The 16607-nt window shown below is 64.1% G+C and carries 14 protein-coding genes; 5 read left to right on the forward strand and 9 right to left on the reverse strand.

Going from position 1 to position 16607, the window contains the following annotated elements:
- The first annotated feature begins 120 nt into the window (after window positions 1-120).
- Window positions 121-1227, forward strand: coding sequence for an AGE family epimerase/isomerase (locus tag JNB89_RS24900; RefSeq protein WP_220363966.1), 1107 nt, complete (start codon window positions 121-123; stop codon window positions 1225-1227).
- A 236-nt stretch (window positions 1228-1463) separates the two neighbouring features.
- Window positions 1464-1667 (forward strand): cold-shock protein, encoded by a 204-nt coding sequence (locus tag JNB89_RS24905; protein ID WP_006047528.1) that lies wholly within the window; start codon window positions 1464-1466, stop codon window positions 1665-1667.
- A 118-nt stretch (window positions 1668-1785) separates the two neighbouring features.
- On the opposite strand, the gene JNB89_RS24910 is transcribed toward JNB89_RS24905, so the two are convergent.
- Window positions 1786-3408, reverse strand: coding sequence for a methyl-accepting chemotaxis protein (locus JNB89_RS24910; RefSeq protein ID WP_220363967.1), 1623 nt, complete (start codon window positions 3406-3408; stop codon window positions 1786-1788).
- 280 nt (window positions 3409-3688) lie between these two features.
- On the opposite strand from JNB89_RS24910, the gene JNB89_RS24915 reads away from it, so the two are divergent.
- On the forward strand, window positions 3689-4123 hold the full coding sequence (locus JNB89_RS24915; RefSeq protein ID WP_013342114.1) for a PaaI family thioesterase: 435 nt from the start codon (window positions 3689-3691) through the stop codon (window positions 4121-4123).
- A 106-nt stretch (window positions 4124-4229) separates the two neighbouring features.
- Here JNB89_RS24915 and JNB89_RS24920 read toward each other — a convergent pair whose 3' ends face one another.
- From JNB89_RS24920 to JNB89_RS24945, 6 genes are all read right to left on the reverse strand, one after another.
- The gene (locus tag JNB89_RS24920; RefSeq protein WP_013342115.1) at window positions 4230-5078 is read right to left on the reverse strand and encodes an ureidoglycolate lyase; all 849 of its coding nucleotides are present in this window, start codon (window positions 5076-5078) and stop codon (window positions 4230-4232) included.
- Between the two features lie 79 nt (window positions 5079-5157).
- Entirely contained in the window at window positions 5158-5901 is a 744-nt protein-coding gene (locus JNB89_RS24925; protein WP_013342116.1) for an SDR family oxidoreductase, read from the reverse strand.
- A gap of 56 nt (window positions 5902-5957) precedes the next feature.
- Entirely contained in the window at window positions 5958-6788 is an 831-nt protein-coding gene (locus JNB89_RS24930) for an amidohydrolase family protein (protein ID WP_220363968.1), read from the reverse strand.
- A gap of 7 nt (window positions 6789-6795) precedes the next feature.
- Entirely contained in the window at window positions 6796-7836 is a 1041-nt protein-coding gene (locus tag JNB89_RS24935; RefSeq protein WP_220363969.1) for an aldo/keto reductase, read from the reverse strand.
- Between the two features lie 64 nt (window positions 7837-7900).
- Window positions 7901-9214: a UxaA family hydrolase gene (locus JNB89_RS24940; RefSeq protein WP_220363970.1), complete on the reverse strand. Its 1314-nt coding sequence runs from the start codon at window positions 9212-9214 to the stop codon at window positions 7901-7903.
- Window positions 9215-9256: 42 nt separating this feature from the next.
- On the reverse strand, window positions 9257-9583 hold the full coding sequence (locus tag JNB89_RS24945; RefSeq protein ID WP_220363971.1) for a UxaA family hydrolase: 327 nt from the start codon (window positions 9581-9583) through the stop codon (window positions 9257-9259).
- A gap of 354 nt (window positions 9584-9937) precedes the next feature.
- Between JNB89_RS24945 and JNB89_RS24950 the strand changes: the two genes are divergently transcribed.
- Window positions 9938-10726 (forward strand): IclR family transcriptional regulator, encoded by a 789-nt coding sequence (locus tag JNB89_RS24950; RefSeq protein ID WP_220363972.1) that lies wholly within the window; start codon window positions 9938-9940, stop codon window positions 10724-10726.
- Window positions 10727-10948: 222 nt separating this feature from the next.
- Window positions 10949-11494 (forward strand): hypothetical protein, encoded by a 546-nt coding sequence (locus JNB89_RS24955; protein ID WP_013342122.1) that lies wholly within the window; start codon window positions 10949-10951, stop codon window positions 11492-11494.
- Window positions 11495-11519: 25 nt separating this feature from the next.
- On the opposite strand, the gene JNB89_RS24960 is transcribed toward JNB89_RS24955, so the two are convergent.
- Window positions 11520-13958 carry a GNAT family N-acetyltransferase gene (locus tag JNB89_RS24960; protein WP_220363973.1) on the reverse strand — a complete coding sequence of 813 codons (2439 nt, stop codon included), beginning with the start codon at window positions 13956-13958 and terminating at the stop codon, window positions 11520-11522.
- A 273-nt stretch (window positions 13959-14231) separates the two neighbouring features.
- Window positions 14232-15833 carry a peptide chain release factor 3 gene (locus JNB89_RS24965; protein WP_013342125.1) on the reverse strand — a complete coding sequence of 534 codons (1602 nt, stop codon included), beginning with the start codon at window positions 15831-15833 and terminating at the stop codon, window positions 14232-14234.
- Window positions 15834-16607: the final 774 nt, after the last annotated feature.

Consider the following 16607-nt stretch of genomic DNA (forward strand, 5'->3'; position numbering starts at 1 on the left):
TACTGTCGCTGCTGCGGCGTTTGCCAGGCGGCATACCCGTGGTGCGGCGCCGCGCCCGCACGGCCGCCGGAATCCGGCCCGCTCGCGGGCGCTTTGAATCAATGCGTTTGAAATTTGACTATGCCCAGCCCGAACCTTGACGCCGCCTCGACGACCGCGCTCGCCGCCGCACTGCGCGATCACTTCAACGGCGTGATCCTGCCCATGTGGCGCAACGCGGGCTTTAACTCCGCGCTCAGGTTGCCATATGAGGCACTCGGCGAAGATCATCGTCCGGAGCCGGTCCACCGTTACCGGGCTATGGCGTGCGCGCGTCAACTGTTCGTGTTCTCGCAGGCCGGCGACGCCGCCCATGCGCAGGTTCTGTTCGACTCGCTCACGCACACTTTTCAGGACACACAACACGGCGGTTGGTTCTACAGCGTGGATCAGCACGGAGCCCCGCTCGACACGGTCAAAGACCTGTACACGCATGCGTTCGTCGTGTTCGCATGTGCCGAATATGGCCGGCGCTCCGGCAATCGGGACGCGCTCGAGATCGTGCATCGCACGTCGGCGCTCATTCAAACGCGTTTTGCCGCGCCCGGCGATCTCTTTAATGCCGCGCTCAGCGCGGACTTTGCGGAAGTCACCGGCACGCCCATTCAAAACCCGTTGATGCATTTGACGGAAGCATGGCTCGCCGCCCGCGAGGCCACGCGCGACAACGCTTTCGACGCGGCGCTGAGGCGCCTCGCCGGCGCGGTGGCTGGTCACTTCGTGCACGCGCCTTCGGGTTGCATCGCCGAATTGCCGGTCGGCGCGGCAGACAATCGCCTGGAACCCGGTCATCAATTCGAGTGGTTCTGGCTGGTCAAGCAGGCGGGCGGGCTGTTCGAAGGGTCGGGGCTGGCGGAAAGCCTCTCGCGCGCGTTCGAGTTCGCGCAGCGCTTTGGCGTGGATCAGCAAACCGGCGGCGTGGTCGCGTCACTCAACGAAGACGGAAGCATCAAAGACCCGATTCAGCGCATCTGGGCGCAAACGGAATATCTGCGCGCGCTCGCCAGCCACGACGAAGCGGCCATGCGCGTGGTCTTGCCACGGCAGATCGAACTGTTCCGGCAGCGCTTTCTGCGACCGCAAGGCTGGTTCGAATGCAAAACGGCGAGTGGCGAAGTGGCCCGCGCCGACATGCCGTCGACCACGCCTTATCACCTGGCCACGGCTTTCGAAGCCTTGCCGGCCTAAGCAGGTAAAGCCGCCGCCGAAGGCGCGCGGAATTTTATGCCAAATGGTTTACCCTGGCATCAAACACGGGTTTTTTCGCGTTCCCGAGGACAAAAAAAGACCAAAGCCGGGGAATACCCGAATACGGCTTGATTGGCGTCTGTCATAAAGACGTGATACAACTCGTACTTCGCGCTCGATCTTGGGTTGAGAAACCGCGGGTGCGAATGCAATACACAACATTTACTGGATCAAAAATGGCAACAGGTACTGTGAAGTGGTTTAACGATGCAAAGGGCTTTGGCTTCATCACGCCGGACGACGGCGGCGAAGACCTGTTTGCGCACTTTTCGGAAGTTCAAGGCAGCGGCTTCAAGTCCCTGCAGGAAAACCAGAAGGTGTCGTTCGAAGTGAAGCAAGGCCCGAAGGGCAAGCAAGCTGCGAACATCACGCCGGCCTAAGTACCCACGGTACGAGGTAGGCTGACGCAGGCTCGAACGCTCGCGTCCAATACAAAAATGGCCCGCTTTTGCGGGCCATTTTCTTTTTCCCGCTGCCTGATTTTTAAGCGCAGACAATTTAAATTGCGCGCATCCGCGACAACGCATATTGCGCAGATTTGGGCGGATTTTCATCGAACTGTTGTGTACGCAACACAGACTCCGAAATTTCGAAGACGGAAACCGCCTCCTTCAATTGCTGCGTCTGTTGATGCAGCGAAGCCGCCGCTGCGGCAGCTTCTTCCACGAGCGCCGCGTTTTGCTGCGTCATCTCGTCCATCTGGACCACGGCCTGGTTGACCTGCTCGATGCCGGTACTCTGCTCGAGCGACGAGGCGCTGATCTCCGCCATCATCTGCGTGACGCGCGAAATGGACGCGGACACGTTGCTCATTGCCTCGCCCGCATGCTCGACCAGCGCCGAACCGCCCTGAATCTCGGCAACCGACTCGCTGATCAGCGTCTTGATTTCCTTCGCCGACTGCGCGCTGCGCTGGGCCAAACCACGCACTTCGCCGGCCACGACCGCAAAACCGCGGCCCTGCTCGCCCGCACGCGCCGCCTCCACGGCCGCATTCAGCGCGAGGATGTTGGTCTGGAACGCGATACCGTCGATCACCGAAATGATCTCCGCGATCTTGTCCGAACTCTGCGCAATGCCGCGCATCTTGTCGACGACCTTATCGACCACTTCGCTGCCGCGCGACGTCGCTTCGAGCGCGGTCTCGGCGAGCGCATTTGCCTCACGCGCGTGGTCGGCATTCTGACGCACCGTGGCGGTGAGTTCCTCCATGCTGGACGCCGTTTCTTCGAGCGATGCCGCCTGATTCTCCGTCCGTGCAGAAAGATCGGCGTTGCCGGTTGCAATTTCATCGGCGCCCAGATGAATCGAGTCGGCAGATTCGCGCACGGTCTGCACCGTCCGGGCGACACTGGCCTGCATCTTCGCGAGACCCGAGAACAGCCGGCCGATTTCGTTGGTGCCGCGCGCGGCGATCGGCTGATCGAGACGCCCTTGCGCAATGCGCTCGAAGTGGCGGCCGACTTCTTCCAGCGGCGCGACCACACCGCGGCGCAAGGCAAGATGAACCGCAAACGTCCCGCCGACGAGCGCCACCAGAATCACGATGCTGACGACTCGGAAAGCCGCCATGCGGGTGTCGATCGAGTCGAGCGACGCGCGGCTCGCCGCGTTGCCGAACTGCGTGAAGTTGTGCAGCTCGCTCAGATAAGCGTCCTGGAACGACTGCGTCGGCTGGTCGAGAAACGCCTGGATATTGTTCGCGTCGAGAAACTGGGCGAGTTCGGTCAGCGCGCCGTGCAGCTTCTTGTAGCGCTCGCCGAGCGCCGCCGCGCGGGCGCTGTTCTCGTCGCTGGTTTTCGGTACGTTCGCGAAGGCGCTGAACGACTGCTCGGCGGCCGCGAGCTGCTCGCGGGCGTGCTGGACGATGTCGGTCGGCTCCGCGCCGCCGCGTACCATACGCGTGCCGGCGCGCGACAGGTTGATGCGCGCGTCCATCAGATGCTGCGTGGTTTCGTTGACCGCGTTCACCTGCTTAAGCGCTATGTTCGAAAGATCGCCAACGTCGTTGTGGGTGCGCGTCAACGACCAGAACCCCAGCCCCACCGTGACAAGCTGGAAAACGCAGAACGCGGCCAGAACACACAACAGGCCGGATGCGACCTTTATCTTGCTGAACATCGTGAACACCTGAAGGCAAAGAATTACGGGAGCTACGTCAGGGTTAACGGCAGCATGCCGGCTAGCTGAAGGCTAAATTCGTCAAAGTTCGCCTTACGTTGCGTTTACGCTGTACTTACTTCGGCCAACGTCTGAAATTTCCTCATTCGACACAGCAACGCGGCGCCGAGATTTCCGATTCACCTTGACGGCGTGCGTGGGCGCTTCCTAGAGTGGGTAGGGACTGATGCGCGCACGCTCGCGCGCGATGCCACCGCGGGCCTTCCTCGAAGGAATCACAATGACTGACCTACTCGACCGGGCGCGCGGCGCATTGCACGCCCAGCCGTTCAGCATGCTGCTGGGCGCCGAGCTGATGTACACCGGCACCGGCGAACTCGCGCTGAGCCTGCCGATTCGCGACGAACTGCGGCAGCAGCACGGCTTCGTGCATGGCGGCGTGATCAGCTATCTGGCCGACAATGCGCTGACCTTTGCCGGCGCGCTCTCGCTCGGGCCCAAGGTTGTGACGGGGGAATATAAGATCAACTATCTGCGGCCGGCCGTGAACGGCACGCTGGTAGCGCGGGCGGAGGTGGTGTATGCAGGCCGCCATCAGGCGACCTGCCAATGCAACATCTTCGTGATGGACGGCAACCGCGAGAAACTGGTCGCGGTGGCGCAAGGCACCGTCAACCGGATCGGCGAGAACGGCGAGCAGGAACCCGCCAGTTGACGCGAGTTGCCGCGCGTGGGCGGGCTCGCGGCTTGAAGCACGAGCCTGCTGCAAGCCGGCTGAGCTCGACTCTCAACTCGACTCTCGGCACGGCTCCAGGCACGGCTTATTCGGCCGCGTAGGTCTTCTGCGTTTGCTCGCCGAGACCTTCGATACCCAGGCGAATGGTCTGCCCCGGCTTCAGATACACCGGATTGGGCTTCACACCCATGCCCACGCCAGGCGGCGTGCCGGTGGAAATGACATCGCCCGGTTGCAGGCTCATGCACTGCGACACATACGAAACCAGCTTGGCGACGCCGAACACCATCGTCTTGGTATTGCCGTTCTGGTAGCGGTGACCGTCCACTTCGAGCCACAAGCTCAGGTTCTGCGGATCGGCGACTTCGTCGCGCGTGACCATCCACGGGCCGATGGGTCCGAAGGTGTCGAAGCCCTTGCCTTTGTCCCACGTGCCGCCGCGTTCGATCTGCCATTCGCGCTCCGACACGTCGTTGATCACGCAATAGCCGGCCACGTAATCGAGCGCGTTCGCCTCGTCGACGTACTTGGCGTGCTTGCCGATCACCACGCCGAGCTCGACTTCCCAATCGGTCTTCTTCGAGCCGCGCGGAATTTCCACGTCGTCGTTGGGACCGGAAATCGCGCTCGTCCACTTGTTGAAGATCACCGGTTCGGCGGGCACGGGCAGATTCGATTCGGCTGCGTGGTCCGCGTAGTTCAGGCCGATGCAGATGAACTTGCCGATCTTGCCAACGCACGGGCCCATACGCGGATTGCCTTCCACGACCGGCAGCGTGGCCGGGTCGAGCGCGCGCAGTTTGGCGAGGCCCGCGTCGGTCAACGCCGCGCCGTCGATGTCGGCAACCACGCCTGACAGGTCGCGAATCTTGCCTTGCGCGTCGAGCAAGCCTGGCTTTTCCTGGCCTTTCGGCCCGTAACGAAGCAGTTTCATCGTTGCACTTTCCTCTGGGTTTCAGTGGTGTTCGGTTAATACATCAGCGGCCGCACTCATGCGGCCGCATTTCAGTTTTTCAGTTCGACCAGCCGCCGTCGATCACATGTGCGCAACCGGTCGTGAACGAAGACTCGTCCGACGCGAGATACAGCGCGAGCGCGGCAATCTCCTCGGGTTTGCCGATGCGGCCCATCGGCTGGCGCGCGACGAACGCCGCCTGCACCGCTTCGAGCGTCGCGCCTTGTGCCTCGGCCTGCGCTGCGATCCGCTGCTCGAGCGACGGCGACGACACCGTGCCGGGACAGATCGCATTACAGCGTACACCACGCGTGATGAAATCCGCGGCGACCGACTTGGTGAGCCCGATCACCGCCGCTTTGGAAGCGCTATACGCGAAGCGGTTGGGCACGCCCTTCACGCTCGAAGCCGCCGACGACATATTGATGATCGATCCGCCGCCGCGCTCGAGCATGGCAGGCAGGAACGCGCGGATCATCCGGTACATTGCCTTGACGTTCAGGTCGAACGCGAAGTCCCAGTCTTCCTCGCTGCACTCGAGAATCGAGCCTGCATGGACGAAGCCCGCGCAGTTGAACAGCACGTCGATGGGACCCACTTCGGCGGCCAGTGCCTTGATCGCGTCGCCGTCGAGCACGTCGAGCTTGCGCGCCTCGACCGGCTTGCCGGCGAGTCCCTCGATGCGGATGTCGGTGGCAATCACGCGTGCGCCTTCGCGGGCGAACGCTTCGGCGGTCGCAAGGCCAATGCCTTGTCCCGCCGCGGTGATCAATGCTGTCTTGCCGGCCAGTCTTTGTGTCATCTACGACTCCAGTTGAGTGGGCTTAACTTGTGTTCGCGACGCATTTGCTCGCGACGTCACAGTCGATAAAACGCAGCGGCATTGCCGCCGAAAACCGCTTCGCGCTCGCCTTCGCTGAGCGACGCAAGCAGGGTGTTCGCCACCGAATGCCACAGCAGATAATCGCCGTTCAGTTCGAGCACCGGCCAGTCGCTACCCCACATGAGCCGCGCCGGACCGAAGGTGGCCAACAGATGCTCGACGTAGGGCCGCAGCGTTTCCTCGGTCCAGCCCGGCGACGCCTCCGTCGCGAGGCCCGACAGCTTGCAATGCACGTGCGGCAACTGTGCGAGCCGCGCAATCGCATCGGCCCAGCTCTTCCAGCCGGCCTGACCGTAACGGATAGGCGGCTTCGCGCCGTGATCCACCACCATGCGCAGCGCCGGGAAGCGGCGCGCGAACGTCTCAACATGTTCGACGTGGCGCGCGTAGATCAGCGCGTCGAACGCGAGGTCGTGGGCGATCAGCGCTTCAATGGCCGGCGCGAGATCCGGATTCGCGATCCACGTGTCGTCGGGCAGGTCTTGCAGCATGGGCCGCACGCCCTTGAACTTCGGCTCGTGCGCGAGCGCGCCGATCAGGGCCGGCGCGGTGGGCAACAGCAGCGGCACCCAGCCGACCACGCCGGCAATAGACGGCTCGTCGCGCGCAATGTCGAGCAGATAACGCGTTTCGTCGATGGTCGGCGCCGCCTGCACGACCACCGTTTTCCCGATGCCCGCTCGCTCCCGCAACGGTTTGAGGTCGGCCGGGCCGAACGGCCTGAACAGAATCTCGAGCTCCGGCGTGAGCCATTCGTAGTCGCCGCGGGATGGGTCCCAGTAGTGCTGGTGAGCGTCGATATGCATCGTCAGATCAGTCCTCTGGCGCGGGCGCGCGGGCGTCGAGCAGGCCCGCTTCGCGCAGCGCGGACCACAGGGCCGCTGGGATGGGCAACTCGAACGACGCCGCGTTCTCGCGCAATTCGTCGGCACTGCGCGCGCCGGTCAGCACGGTGGCGACCGCCGGATGCGCATACGGAAACTGCAAGGCCGCGGCCGCGAGCGGCACGCCGTGATCGCGGCATACCGCCTCGAGCCGCGCAACGCGCTCGATCACTTCGCGCGGCGCCTCGCCGTAGTTGAATTTCAGATCGCCTTCGACGCCGCGCGCCAGAATGCCCGAGTTGAACGCACCGCCTAACAGGATGCTGACGCCGCGCTTCACGCATGCCGGCAAGAGGTCGTCGAGAGTGGTCTGTTCGAGGAGCGTATAACGCCCGGCGAGCAACGCGCAATCGATATCGAACTCGGCCATCGCCTCGAGTATTACCGCGCCTTCGTTCACGCCGAGTCCCACGGACTTGACCGCGCCTGCCGAGCGCAATTCGTCGAGGGCGCGAAAACCGCCGCCTTGCGTCAGTTGCCGCCAGTAGTGGGGATTCATCTCGCCGTGCGTCACACGGCCAATGTCGTGCACCAGCAGAATGTCGATGTCGATAATGCCCAGACGCTGCTGGCTGTCTTCGAACGAACGGAGAATACCGTCGTGCGTGTAGTCGTAGACGGCCTCGAAGGGCAGCGGATTCTGCCAGCCTTCCTTGCCTTCGTAAGGTGTCGTGCGCGGCACGAAACGGCGGCCGACTTTGGTCGACAGAACATATTCGCTGCGCGGATAGCGCCGCAACGCGTTGCCCAGCCGATGCTCCGCCTTGGTGTTGCCGTAATGCGGCGCGGTGTCGAAATAGCGCACGCCCGCGTCCCATGCGGCGGCGACCGTTGCGTACGCATCTTCGTCCGACAGATCGCGATACAGGCCGCCGAGCGGCGCCGTGCCGAGGCTCAGTCCCGTCACTTGCAGCGTGCCGCGGCCAACGCGGCGGCGCTGCTGGACTTTTGAACCGTTCGTTGCGGTCATTTAACGCGTCTCCTGTAGAACGTTCTTTGTATCACACCCGACAACCAGCGCTCACTGCAATTCATCACTGCTGCTGCACAACCATTGCACGGCGCGGCGCGCCCGCGCTCGACGGCAGGCAGCCAGGCCCGACCGGCTCGAACGTCTTATACGTGAGGATGAATTCCTGGTGCCCCAGCATTTCGGATTTCGACGCGGCGCCTTGCGACACGGCCAGCGTCTGCTCGAACACTTCGCGGCCCACTTCGTCTAGCGTGCCGCGTCCTTCGAGAATGCGGCCCGCGTCGACATCCATGTCGCCCGACAGATTGCGATACGTGGCCGGATTCGCGCAGATCTTGATGACCGGCGAGATGGCTGAGCCGACCACCGAGCCGCGCCCGGTGGTGAACAGAATCACATGCGCGCCGCACGCAATCAGCTCGCCGATTTCGGCATTGTCGCTAATGTTCGGAAAGCCGAAACGCGGCTCGCCGTCCGGCACGACGTCGAGCAGATACAGTCCGCCGGTCGGCGGAATGTCGCCCGGCTTGACGATGCCGGTAATCGGCGACGCACCGCTTTTCGCATACGCGCCGAGCGACTTTTCTTCCTGTGTGGTGAGGCCGCCGTCCGCGTTGCCGACTGCAAAACTGCCGTGGCCGAGAATCGAGTAATAACGCGCTGCCTTGGCGACACACTCGACGATCGCGTCGCCGAGTTCCGGCCGCGCCGCGCGCGTCTTCATATGAAACTCGCAGCCGACGAGTTCGCCGGTCTCCTCGAAAATGCAGGTCGCGCCCGCGTCGATCAGATGATCGAACGCGCGGCCCACTGCCGGATTCGCGGTAATGCCGCTGGTGCCGTCCGAGCCGCCGCAAATCGTGCCGACCACCAGTTCGCTCAACGCCATCGGCACTTTCTGTTGCCCGGCAAGTTGCGCGCGCGCGCCGCGCACCCAGTCCACGCCGTACTGAATCGTACTGCGCGTGCCGCCCTTCTCCTGAATGGTGAGCACTTCGACCGGGCGGCCGCTTGCACGCACGACATCGACGAGATAGTGCTTGTTCATGCTCTCGCATCCAAGCGAGACGAACAGCACCGCGCCGACGTTCGGATGCGTGGTGAGCCGCTCGAGCATTTTCTCGGCGTATTCGTTCGGATAGCAGCCAGGAAAGCCGATCAGATGAACCGGTGGCTCGTGCGCCGCTCGCCCGTCGTCGAATGCGTCGAGCGGCTCCCGAAACTGCGTGACGATCTCGCGCGCCACGTGATGCGCGCATTCGACCAGATACGCCACTGCGACCACATTGCGGATGCCCTTGCGGCCGTCGCTACGAAGGTAGCCTTGCAGCATCGGCGGTTGCGCAAAGGCGCTTGCTACGGAGGTCTCAGCCATGATCGTTCCCGCGCGGCGCAATGCCGCGTCGTTATGCGCAAATCAGTGATGTACGAATTGATGACCCGCGTCGTGCGTGTACGTCGGCAGGTAATCGCTTTCGAGGTTGTGCGTATGCAGATGCTCGCCGCGCCGCACGTCTTCAGTGACGTGACCGATCACGGCGCCGTAGCGCAGCACCTTGTCGTCTTTCGCGAGATCGCGGCGCGCCAGCTTGTGGCCGAGCTCGATGGTGCGCGCGAGCGTGACGCGCTCGCCCTCGATCTCGAGGTGCGTGCCGGCGTCCAGCCGCGCCCCCGCAATGAGGCAGTTGTCCTCCGGACTCAGCAGGATCAGTCGCGGATCGGTTTCCTGGGTGCGGCTCGTCAAATGGGTTCTCCGTGAGGCGGTTGGGTTCACCTTGCTTCAGTTCCGACCTTCGCCGCTTGTCTTCGCCGCTTGTCTTAGCCGCTTGTGAGGCGGGCGACCATCAGCGAGCCGGGAATGATCGCGCCGTAATCGCCTGACCAGAACGAGGGCACCTCGATTATGGATACTGACGGGTACCGGCGTGCATTCATTCACCAATGAACATATTATTCATATGCGGACTTTTCGAAGTCAAGGAATGTGCACTGCATCAAGGGTCCGTATTTTCCCTGGACGCATCGGCTCGCACGGAACCAGCCGCCGCACTTACACTCAAGCGCCGGCTACCGGGAACAGCTCACGGAATTCCTCACGATGGACGCAGACGACAAAGACGATGCCGACCGTTATCGCGCGCCCGCGCTCGACAAAGGCCTCGACATTCTCGAATTGCTCGCCGAGCAAAAAGAGGGGCTCACGCGCGCCGAGATCACCAAGCTGCTCGGGCGCAATGCCAGCGAGATGTACCGGATGCTCGAACGTCTGGTCGCGCGCCAGTATGTGGTGCGCTCAAAAGGCGGCGACCGCTATTCGCTGAGCCTGAAGCTCTACGCGCTGGCCCATCGTCACCCGCCGATGAACCGGCTTATCTCCGAAGCGTTGCCGCTCATGCAACGTTTCGCCGATGCCGCCGAGCAATCGTGTCACCTCGCTGTATACGACCGAGGCAATCTGCTCGTCATCGCGCAAGTGGATGGCCCGGGCACCTGGGGCATGTCGGTGCGGCTCGGCTCGCGGGTCGGTCTGATCGACACGGGCTCGGGGCGCGTAATGCTCGCCTTCCAGACCGTCGAACAGCGCGCGCAGATGCTCGCCGAGCACACCAAGGTAAAAGGCGAAGTGACGATAGACCGCGAGGCGCTCGAAGCAGCGTGCGAGCGGATTCGCGCAGCCGGTTTTTCGCAGAAGGACAGCCAGCAGACGTTCGGCGTGACCGACGTCACCTTCCCCGTGCTCGGCCCGTCCGGGCAGGCGATTGCGGCGCTCACCTGCCCGTATCTGAAGCGTATCGACGAATATGTGGCGCCCACGCTAGCAGCCGCCACGGCGCTGCTGCGCGAGACAGTGCAGGCGCTTTCGATGTTTCGCGAGCAGGCGCTTTGAGCGCATGTGAGCGGCCTTTGAGCGCGGCCCTTTAAGCGCTGTATAAGCGCCGCATGAGCGGCGTGTGAGCTCTGCATGTCGCGTGATCGCGGCTCGTTGGCAGAACCCGCGCCACCGAACTTCAGTTTTTGAAGCGGGCCGCGCGCCCACATGGTTTAGAATGGCGGCCCTCTCAAAAAACGACGCCGCGTGAAGTCATTCGTGCGCGCCCCTCGAATAGCAATGGCGAAACTTCTGACCGACTCCGAATTCCAGCGTTTTTCCGAACTCCAGCAGAAGCAGTCGAGCTTCACGATCACACCGGAAGAGGCCGACGAACTGCGCGACATCGTCGCTCATGCGCAAAAACGCCGCGACGACCGCGCGGCGGCCATGCAAAGCATCGAGACTTTCATCCAGCAATTCGACATCAGCCCGGACGAGCTGTTTTCGCCAGAACAGATCGGCGAAGCCGCTCGCACGTATGGTCTGATTCCGGCCGCGAAGAAGGAGCGCGTGCTGCCGCCGTCGTTCACGTTCAATGGCAAGCCGTACCAGTGGACCACGCGCGCGCTGCCGGACGACATTCGCGTGCCGTTGTTCGATGCGTTCAAGGCCGGGCAGTCGGTGAAGTCGTTCATCGCGACGCCCAAGGACGCGAATCGCTGCGCTGCGACCATTGCACGGCTCGAGCGCGAGACCGGTGCCGTGTATGCGGATGCGTGGCTCGAGGAGCTGGCTGTGACGCGTGCGCAGGTGGACGAGGCAGCGGCGAAGTTGGCAGGCTAACTGCTTGCCTGCGCCGGCTACACCGCTAGCCGCGCTCGCCCGCATCTTCCTCCAGCGCCATCCGGAAACCCACCACCGCCGGGTCTTCGGTTGGCGTAATCGTGAAGCCGCTCGCTTTGGCGAGCGCGATCATGGCGGTGTTCTCCCGCAGCGCCTCGCCGACGAGCCAGTGCGTGCCGCGCGCCCGCGCATAGCGGATAATGCGGTCCGTGAGCAGCCGCCCGAGCCGCCGGCCTTTCTGGTCCGAGCGAATGGCCACCGCGAATTCCGCCGTTTCGTTGTCAGGATCGGCGACCGCGCGCACCACGCCGAGGGTGCGCGGCACGCCGTCTTCGCCCTGCACGGTCGCGATCAGCGCCATTTCGCGGTCGTAGTCTATCTGCGTCATGCGCGCGAGCTGCGAGTGATCGAAGCTGCCCACGGCGCCGAAAAACCTCAGCCGCAAATCCTCCGGTGTCATTGCTTCGACGAAATCGTGGTGCGCCGCCTCGTCTTCGGGACGTATCGGCCGCACGGTGATGCGCAGCCCTTGCCAGTCGAGCGTCTCCTCGAAGCAGCGCGGATACGGCACGATCGCGAGGCGGCTGCGCGTCGGCGCAATGGCGAGCGTGGGATCGGCAACCGTCACGTGGTCGCGGTATACGCGTAGCGTGAGCCTGAGACCGACGATCTCGCCGACATCGCAAACGGCCTGTGACAGCGCAGTCAATGCGGCGAGCGCGGGCTCCGGCGCAACGAGGCGCGCATACGGCGAACGCGTGACGATGTCGCGGGCGAGCGTCGGGTTCAACGGCGGCAACCCGTAAATGCGCAGCGGCTCGCCGACGCCGTCGGACGAGGGTGCCGTGAAGCGGAACACCGGGCCGAAATTGTCGTCGTCGTGAAGCTCGACGGCGATGTCGACCACCGGCTTGCGCATCGAGTCTGCATCGCTCTCGGCGCAGTCGCCTGAATCGCGTGCGGGCGCCTCGGTCGCGGCGTCCGCTTGGGGATGCGCCGCCTCGATCTGCAGCCCGAAGCGTTCCAATAAGGCTGCCGCGGCTTTGCCCGTGAGTTGGCGCTCACCTGCGGCGAGCGCGGCACGCGCCTCTGACTGCGCGGCGTCAATGGCTTCAGGCACTTCGGCCGGCAGGCCCTCGGGCGTCTGCATCAGCAGTTCGCGCCCCATCCGGTAATCGACAAGACGCGCGAACGCGCGGGCGAGCCGCTGCGGCGTCGTGTGGACCGGAATGCCTTGCGCATGCAGCGCGTCGCGCGTCGCGGCGTCCACGCCGCCGAAAAAGCACGCGAGCAGACCGCGATACGCGAAGCGCTGATTCGCAATGAGCGCCTGCGCAACCTCGCCGACCGGTGCGCTGTGCGTCGACGCGTGCACGACGAAGGCCGTGCCGGTGCCGCGATGTCCGGCCAGCAGTTTCAGCGCGGTGCCGAAATGCTCGGGACGCGCGTCGTCGCCGAGTTGCAACGGGTTGCCGCCCACCGCGTGCGGCAACGCCTCGCGCAACGCCTGCGATGCTTCCTCCGGCCACGGCGCGAGCGTCTCGCCGGCTGCCGCGAAGGCGTCGCGCGCCAGCGTGGCGAGGCCGCGGTCGCTCGTGATCAGCGTGGCCGTCGCGCCAGCGGCGACGCGGCCCACGCCGAGCGTTTCGATTTCGTCGAGCAGATCGTCGAGCGCGTCCACGCGTACCATGCCCGCGCGGCGGAACGCAGCGGTGTACAGCGCGTCTGCCGGATCGGCGCGCCCGGAGCGCAGCGCCAGCACCGGCTTGTTCCGCGCCGCCGCGCGTGCCGCCGACATGAATTTGCGCGCCGCACGCACGCTGTCGAGCTCCAGCAGAATCGCACGGGTGCCGGGGTCGCTCGCCAGATAGTCGAGCACGTCGCCCGCGTCCACGTCGGCCTCTGCGCCTAGCGCCACCGCGTGCGAGAAGCCGAGGCCGCGCGCCTGTGCCCAGCCGAGCACCGCATTGGTCAGCGCGTTCGACTGCGACACCCAGGCGACGCCGCCCGCCTTTACCGTGCAGGACGGCGCGCCGAGCTGCGCGCGCAGCGCCGGCGTGACGACGCCCAGACTGCCCGGCCCGACGATTCGCAGCAGATGCGGCCGTGCCGCCGCAAGCGCATGCCGCAACGCGAGCCGGTCGTCGTCGGTGCGCGCTTCGCCGACGATGATCGCCGCGCGTGTTCCCAAACCGCCGAGCTTGTGAATGATCGAGGGCCAGCTTGCGGGCGGCGTGCAAATCAGCGCGACGGTGGGCGCTTGCGGCAAGTCGCCGGTGTCGCCAATCACGGCGTGGCCGCCAAGCGTTTCGTACTTCGGATTGACCGGCCACAGCCGGCCCTCGAAGCCGCCTTCCAGCAAGCGCGCCCACACCATCGCGCCAGTGCTGCCGGGCCGCTCCGAAGCGCCGATCACAGCGACGGATCTGGGTCGGAACAACGCGTCGAGATTGCGAACGGTCACAGGCACTCCGCGAATAAAAGGGCGCGCCGCTCAGTTGTCGACGCGCGCGTCTTCGTCAGGATAGGCGAAGTGGCGCAAACGCGCGGCGCATCTGTAACAGCGTTTGCCGACTGGCTGCGCGAGGAAGTACTGAAATTGGCTGAGGAGGCGCAAACCGCCAGTGTCGGCAAGTCGCCGCCAACATCTGCAATGGAAAAGCCGCGTGTGCATGACTGCACCACGCGGCTTTGTCTTGTTGCAAAGGGCGCCAGCGGCGTGCGAGCGCCGTGCCGGTTACATCGCCTTCTTGAACGGCGCGCCGGAGTGCTCGCGCAACTCGTTGAAGACAATTTTCGGCCACGCCTTTTGCGCGACCTCGATCTCCGACACATGCGACGCAAGATACGTCGGCGCGTCCGACGCGTCCAGCGCAATGCGCGCGGCGTATGAATCCGTGAAACGGCGCAGCTCCGCCGGGTCGTCGCAGGTCACCCAGCGCGACATGCGGTAACGCGCCGGCGCCATCCGCACGTCGACCTTGTATTCAGTCGAAAGACGGTGCGACACCACTTCGAACTGCAGTTGGCCGACCGCGCCGAGAATCATCAAACCGCCCACTTCAGGACGGAACACCTGAATCGCGCCTTCTTCGCCAAGTTGCTTCAATGCTTCGCCGAGTTGCTTGGCGCGCATCGGGTCGACCACTTCGACCGTCTGGAAAATTTCCGGCGCGAAAAACGGCAGGCCGACGAATTGCAGCGCTTCGCCTTCGGTCAGCGTGTCGCCGAGACTCAGCGTGCCGTGATTCGGAATCCCGATAATGTCGCCCGGATACGCCTCGCTGACCGTCTCGCGCCGCTGCGAAAGAAACGTCACCACGTTATTGGCGCGGAAGGTCTTGTTCGAGCGCGTGACCTTCACCGCCATGCCGCGCTCGAAACGGCCCGAGCAGACGCGAATGAACGCCACGCGGTCGCGGTGCGCCAGGTCCATGTTCGCCTGAACCTTGAAGACGACGCCGGTGAACTTGGGCTCGTCGGGCATCACCGGACGCTGCACGGTCATGCGCATGGACGGCGGCGGCGCAAGATCCACGAGCGCGTCGAGAATTTCCTTCACGCCGAAGTTGTTGATCGCAGAGCCGAACAGCACCGGCGACTGCTGGCCGGCAAGAAACTGCTCGCGGTCGAAGTCAGGCGTGGCGCCGGTAATCAGGTCGATTTCTTCCTTCGCCTTCACCCAGGCGTGGCCAAAGCGCCGTTCGCCTTCTTCGTCGCTCAACGCCTGCAACGTTTCGACTTCGCCGCCCGCCTTGTCCTGGCCTGCGCGGAACAGGCGCACCTGGTCGCGCTGAATGTCGTAGACGCCCTGGAAATCCTTGCCCATGCCGATCGGCCAAGTGAACGGCACCGCCGCGACGCCCAGGTGTTGCTCGATCTCGTCGAGCAGTTCGAGCGGCTCGCGCACTTCGCGGTCGAGCTTGTTGATGAACGTGACGATGGGCGTCTTGCGGCTGCGGCAGACTTCGAGCAGCTTGAGCGTCTGCGCTTCGACACCGTTCGCGCCGTCGATCACCATGACGGCGGCATCCACCGCCGTCAGCACGCGGTAGGTGTCTTCGGAGAAGTCTTCGTGGCCCGGCGTGTCGAGCAGATTGATGACCGCATCGCCGTACTCGAACTGCATCACCGAACTCGCGACGGAAATGCCGCGCTGCTTTTCGATTTCCATCCAGTCGGACGTCGCGTAGCGATTGCTCTTGCGGCCCTTCACGGTGCCGGCAATCTGGATCGCGCCGGAGAACAGCAGCAGCTTTTCGGTCAGCGTGGTTTTACCCGCGTCCGGGTGGGAAATGACCGCGAACGTGCGGCGGCGTTTGAGTTCGGAGACTGACATCGGGTCTGGCGGTCACAGATAGGGGTTCGGCGGTCTCCGGAAGCGAATGGCCTCCGGGCTGCCGCGCGTGGCGCGGCGGCGTCGAGCTGCGCGACTCGGGTCGGGAACCCGCATCACAATGGCAACCGGGCCGCGTCGGAAAACAGGTCGGGAACGAGCGTTCGACAATACGGATAATCGCCAGCGCAGAACAGCGCAGGGAACGAATGATACACGCCGGGACGGCCGACGTGGGAAAGCCACCGGCGCGGGGGCGGTGTACCTCAGGCTCAGCCGTGGCGTGCAATGCGATGACGGATGGTGGCATTCAGCGCCTGGCACTGCGTCACGGTGAGTTTTGCTACCGCACACGAGGCGAACCCAACACTGGATTTCTGCACAGGCACACAAAGACGCAGCGGGCGGTCAGCAAGCGCGACGCATGCAAAGGTGAGCGTTTTCGGGACCCGGCGCGTCAGGCTTGCACAGGACAGCGAAAGGTGAGCACGCGTGAAGCGCGTATCGCACCTGCACGACTTCATGGTTCGATGCGGGCGCATGTCTTGAAGCGATGACTTGCGCGTCTGCGAATCCTTTCGGATTCTTCGTACAGCCTGGGAACGCCCGTCAGCAAAGGCTGGCGCGGGCGAGCGGCGTATTGGTGAGGCGCACGGACTACGATCGGCTCACCACACTTGAGGTGCGGGCAGCGCCGAAGCCAAGTTCACCGAAGCAAACTTGAACGTCGACGCAACGACGCTTCACTCTCAGCCAATAGGTGCCGACTGATTCGAA

It is taken from the genome of Paraburkholderia phenoliruptrix (genome assembly GCF_019511605.1).
In the GTDB taxonomy this organism is placed as follows: domain Bacteria; phylum Pseudomonadota; class Gammaproteobacteria; order Burkholderiales; family Burkholderiaceae; genus Paraburkholderia; species Paraburkholderia phenoliruptrix_A.

Excerpts from the sequence above, each read along its gene's own strand:
- JNB89_RS24900 (WP_220363966.1), top strand. The coding sequence starts at position 121 with ATGCCCAGCCCGAACCTTGACGCCGCCTCGACGACCGCGCTCGCCGCC.
- JNB89_RS24905 (WP_006047528.1), top strand. The coding sequence starts at position 1,464 with ATGGCAACAGGTACTGTGAAGTGGTTTAACGATGCAAAGGGCTTTGGC.
- JNB89_RS24910 (WP_220363967.1), bottom strand. The coding sequence starts at position 3,408 with ATGTTCAGCAAGATAAAGGTCGCATCCGGCCTGTTGTGTGTTCTGGCC.
- JNB89_RS24915 (WP_013342114.1), top strand. The coding sequence starts at position 3,689 with ATGACTGACCTACTCGACCGGGCGCGCGGCGCATTGCACGCCCAGCCG.
- JNB89_RS24920 (WP_013342115.1), bottom strand. The coding sequence starts at position 5,078 with ATGAAACTGCTTCGTTACGGGCCGAAAGGCCAGGAAAAGCCAGGCTTG.
- JNB89_RS24925 (WP_013342116.1), bottom strand. The coding sequence starts at position 5,901 with ATGACACAAAGACTGGCCGGCAAGACAGCATTGATCACCGCGGCGGGA.
- JNB89_RS24930 (WP_220363968.1), bottom strand. The coding sequence starts at position 6,788 with ATGCATATCGACGCTCACCAGCACTACTGGGACCCATCCCGCGGCGAC.
- JNB89_RS24935 (WP_220363969.1), bottom strand. The coding sequence starts at position 7,836 with ATGACCGCAACGAACGGTTCAAAAGTCCAGCAGCGCCGCCGCGTTGGC.
- JNB89_RS24940 (WP_220363970.1), bottom strand. The coding sequence starts at position 9,214 with ATGGCTGAGACCTCCGTAGCAAGCGCCTTTGCGCAACCGCCGATGCTG.
- JNB89_RS24950 (WP_220363972.1), top strand. The coding sequence starts at position 9,938 with ATGGACGCAGACGACAAAGACGATGCCGACCGTTATCGCGCGCCCGCG.
- JNB89_RS24955 (WP_013342122.1), top strand. The coding sequence starts at position 10,949 with ATGGCGAAACTTCTGACCGACTCCGAATTCCAGCGTTTTTCCGAACTC.
- JNB89_RS24965 (WP_013342125.1), bottom strand. The coding sequence starts at position 15,833 with ATGTCAGTCTCCGAACTCAAACGCCGCCGCACGTTCGCGGTCATTTCC.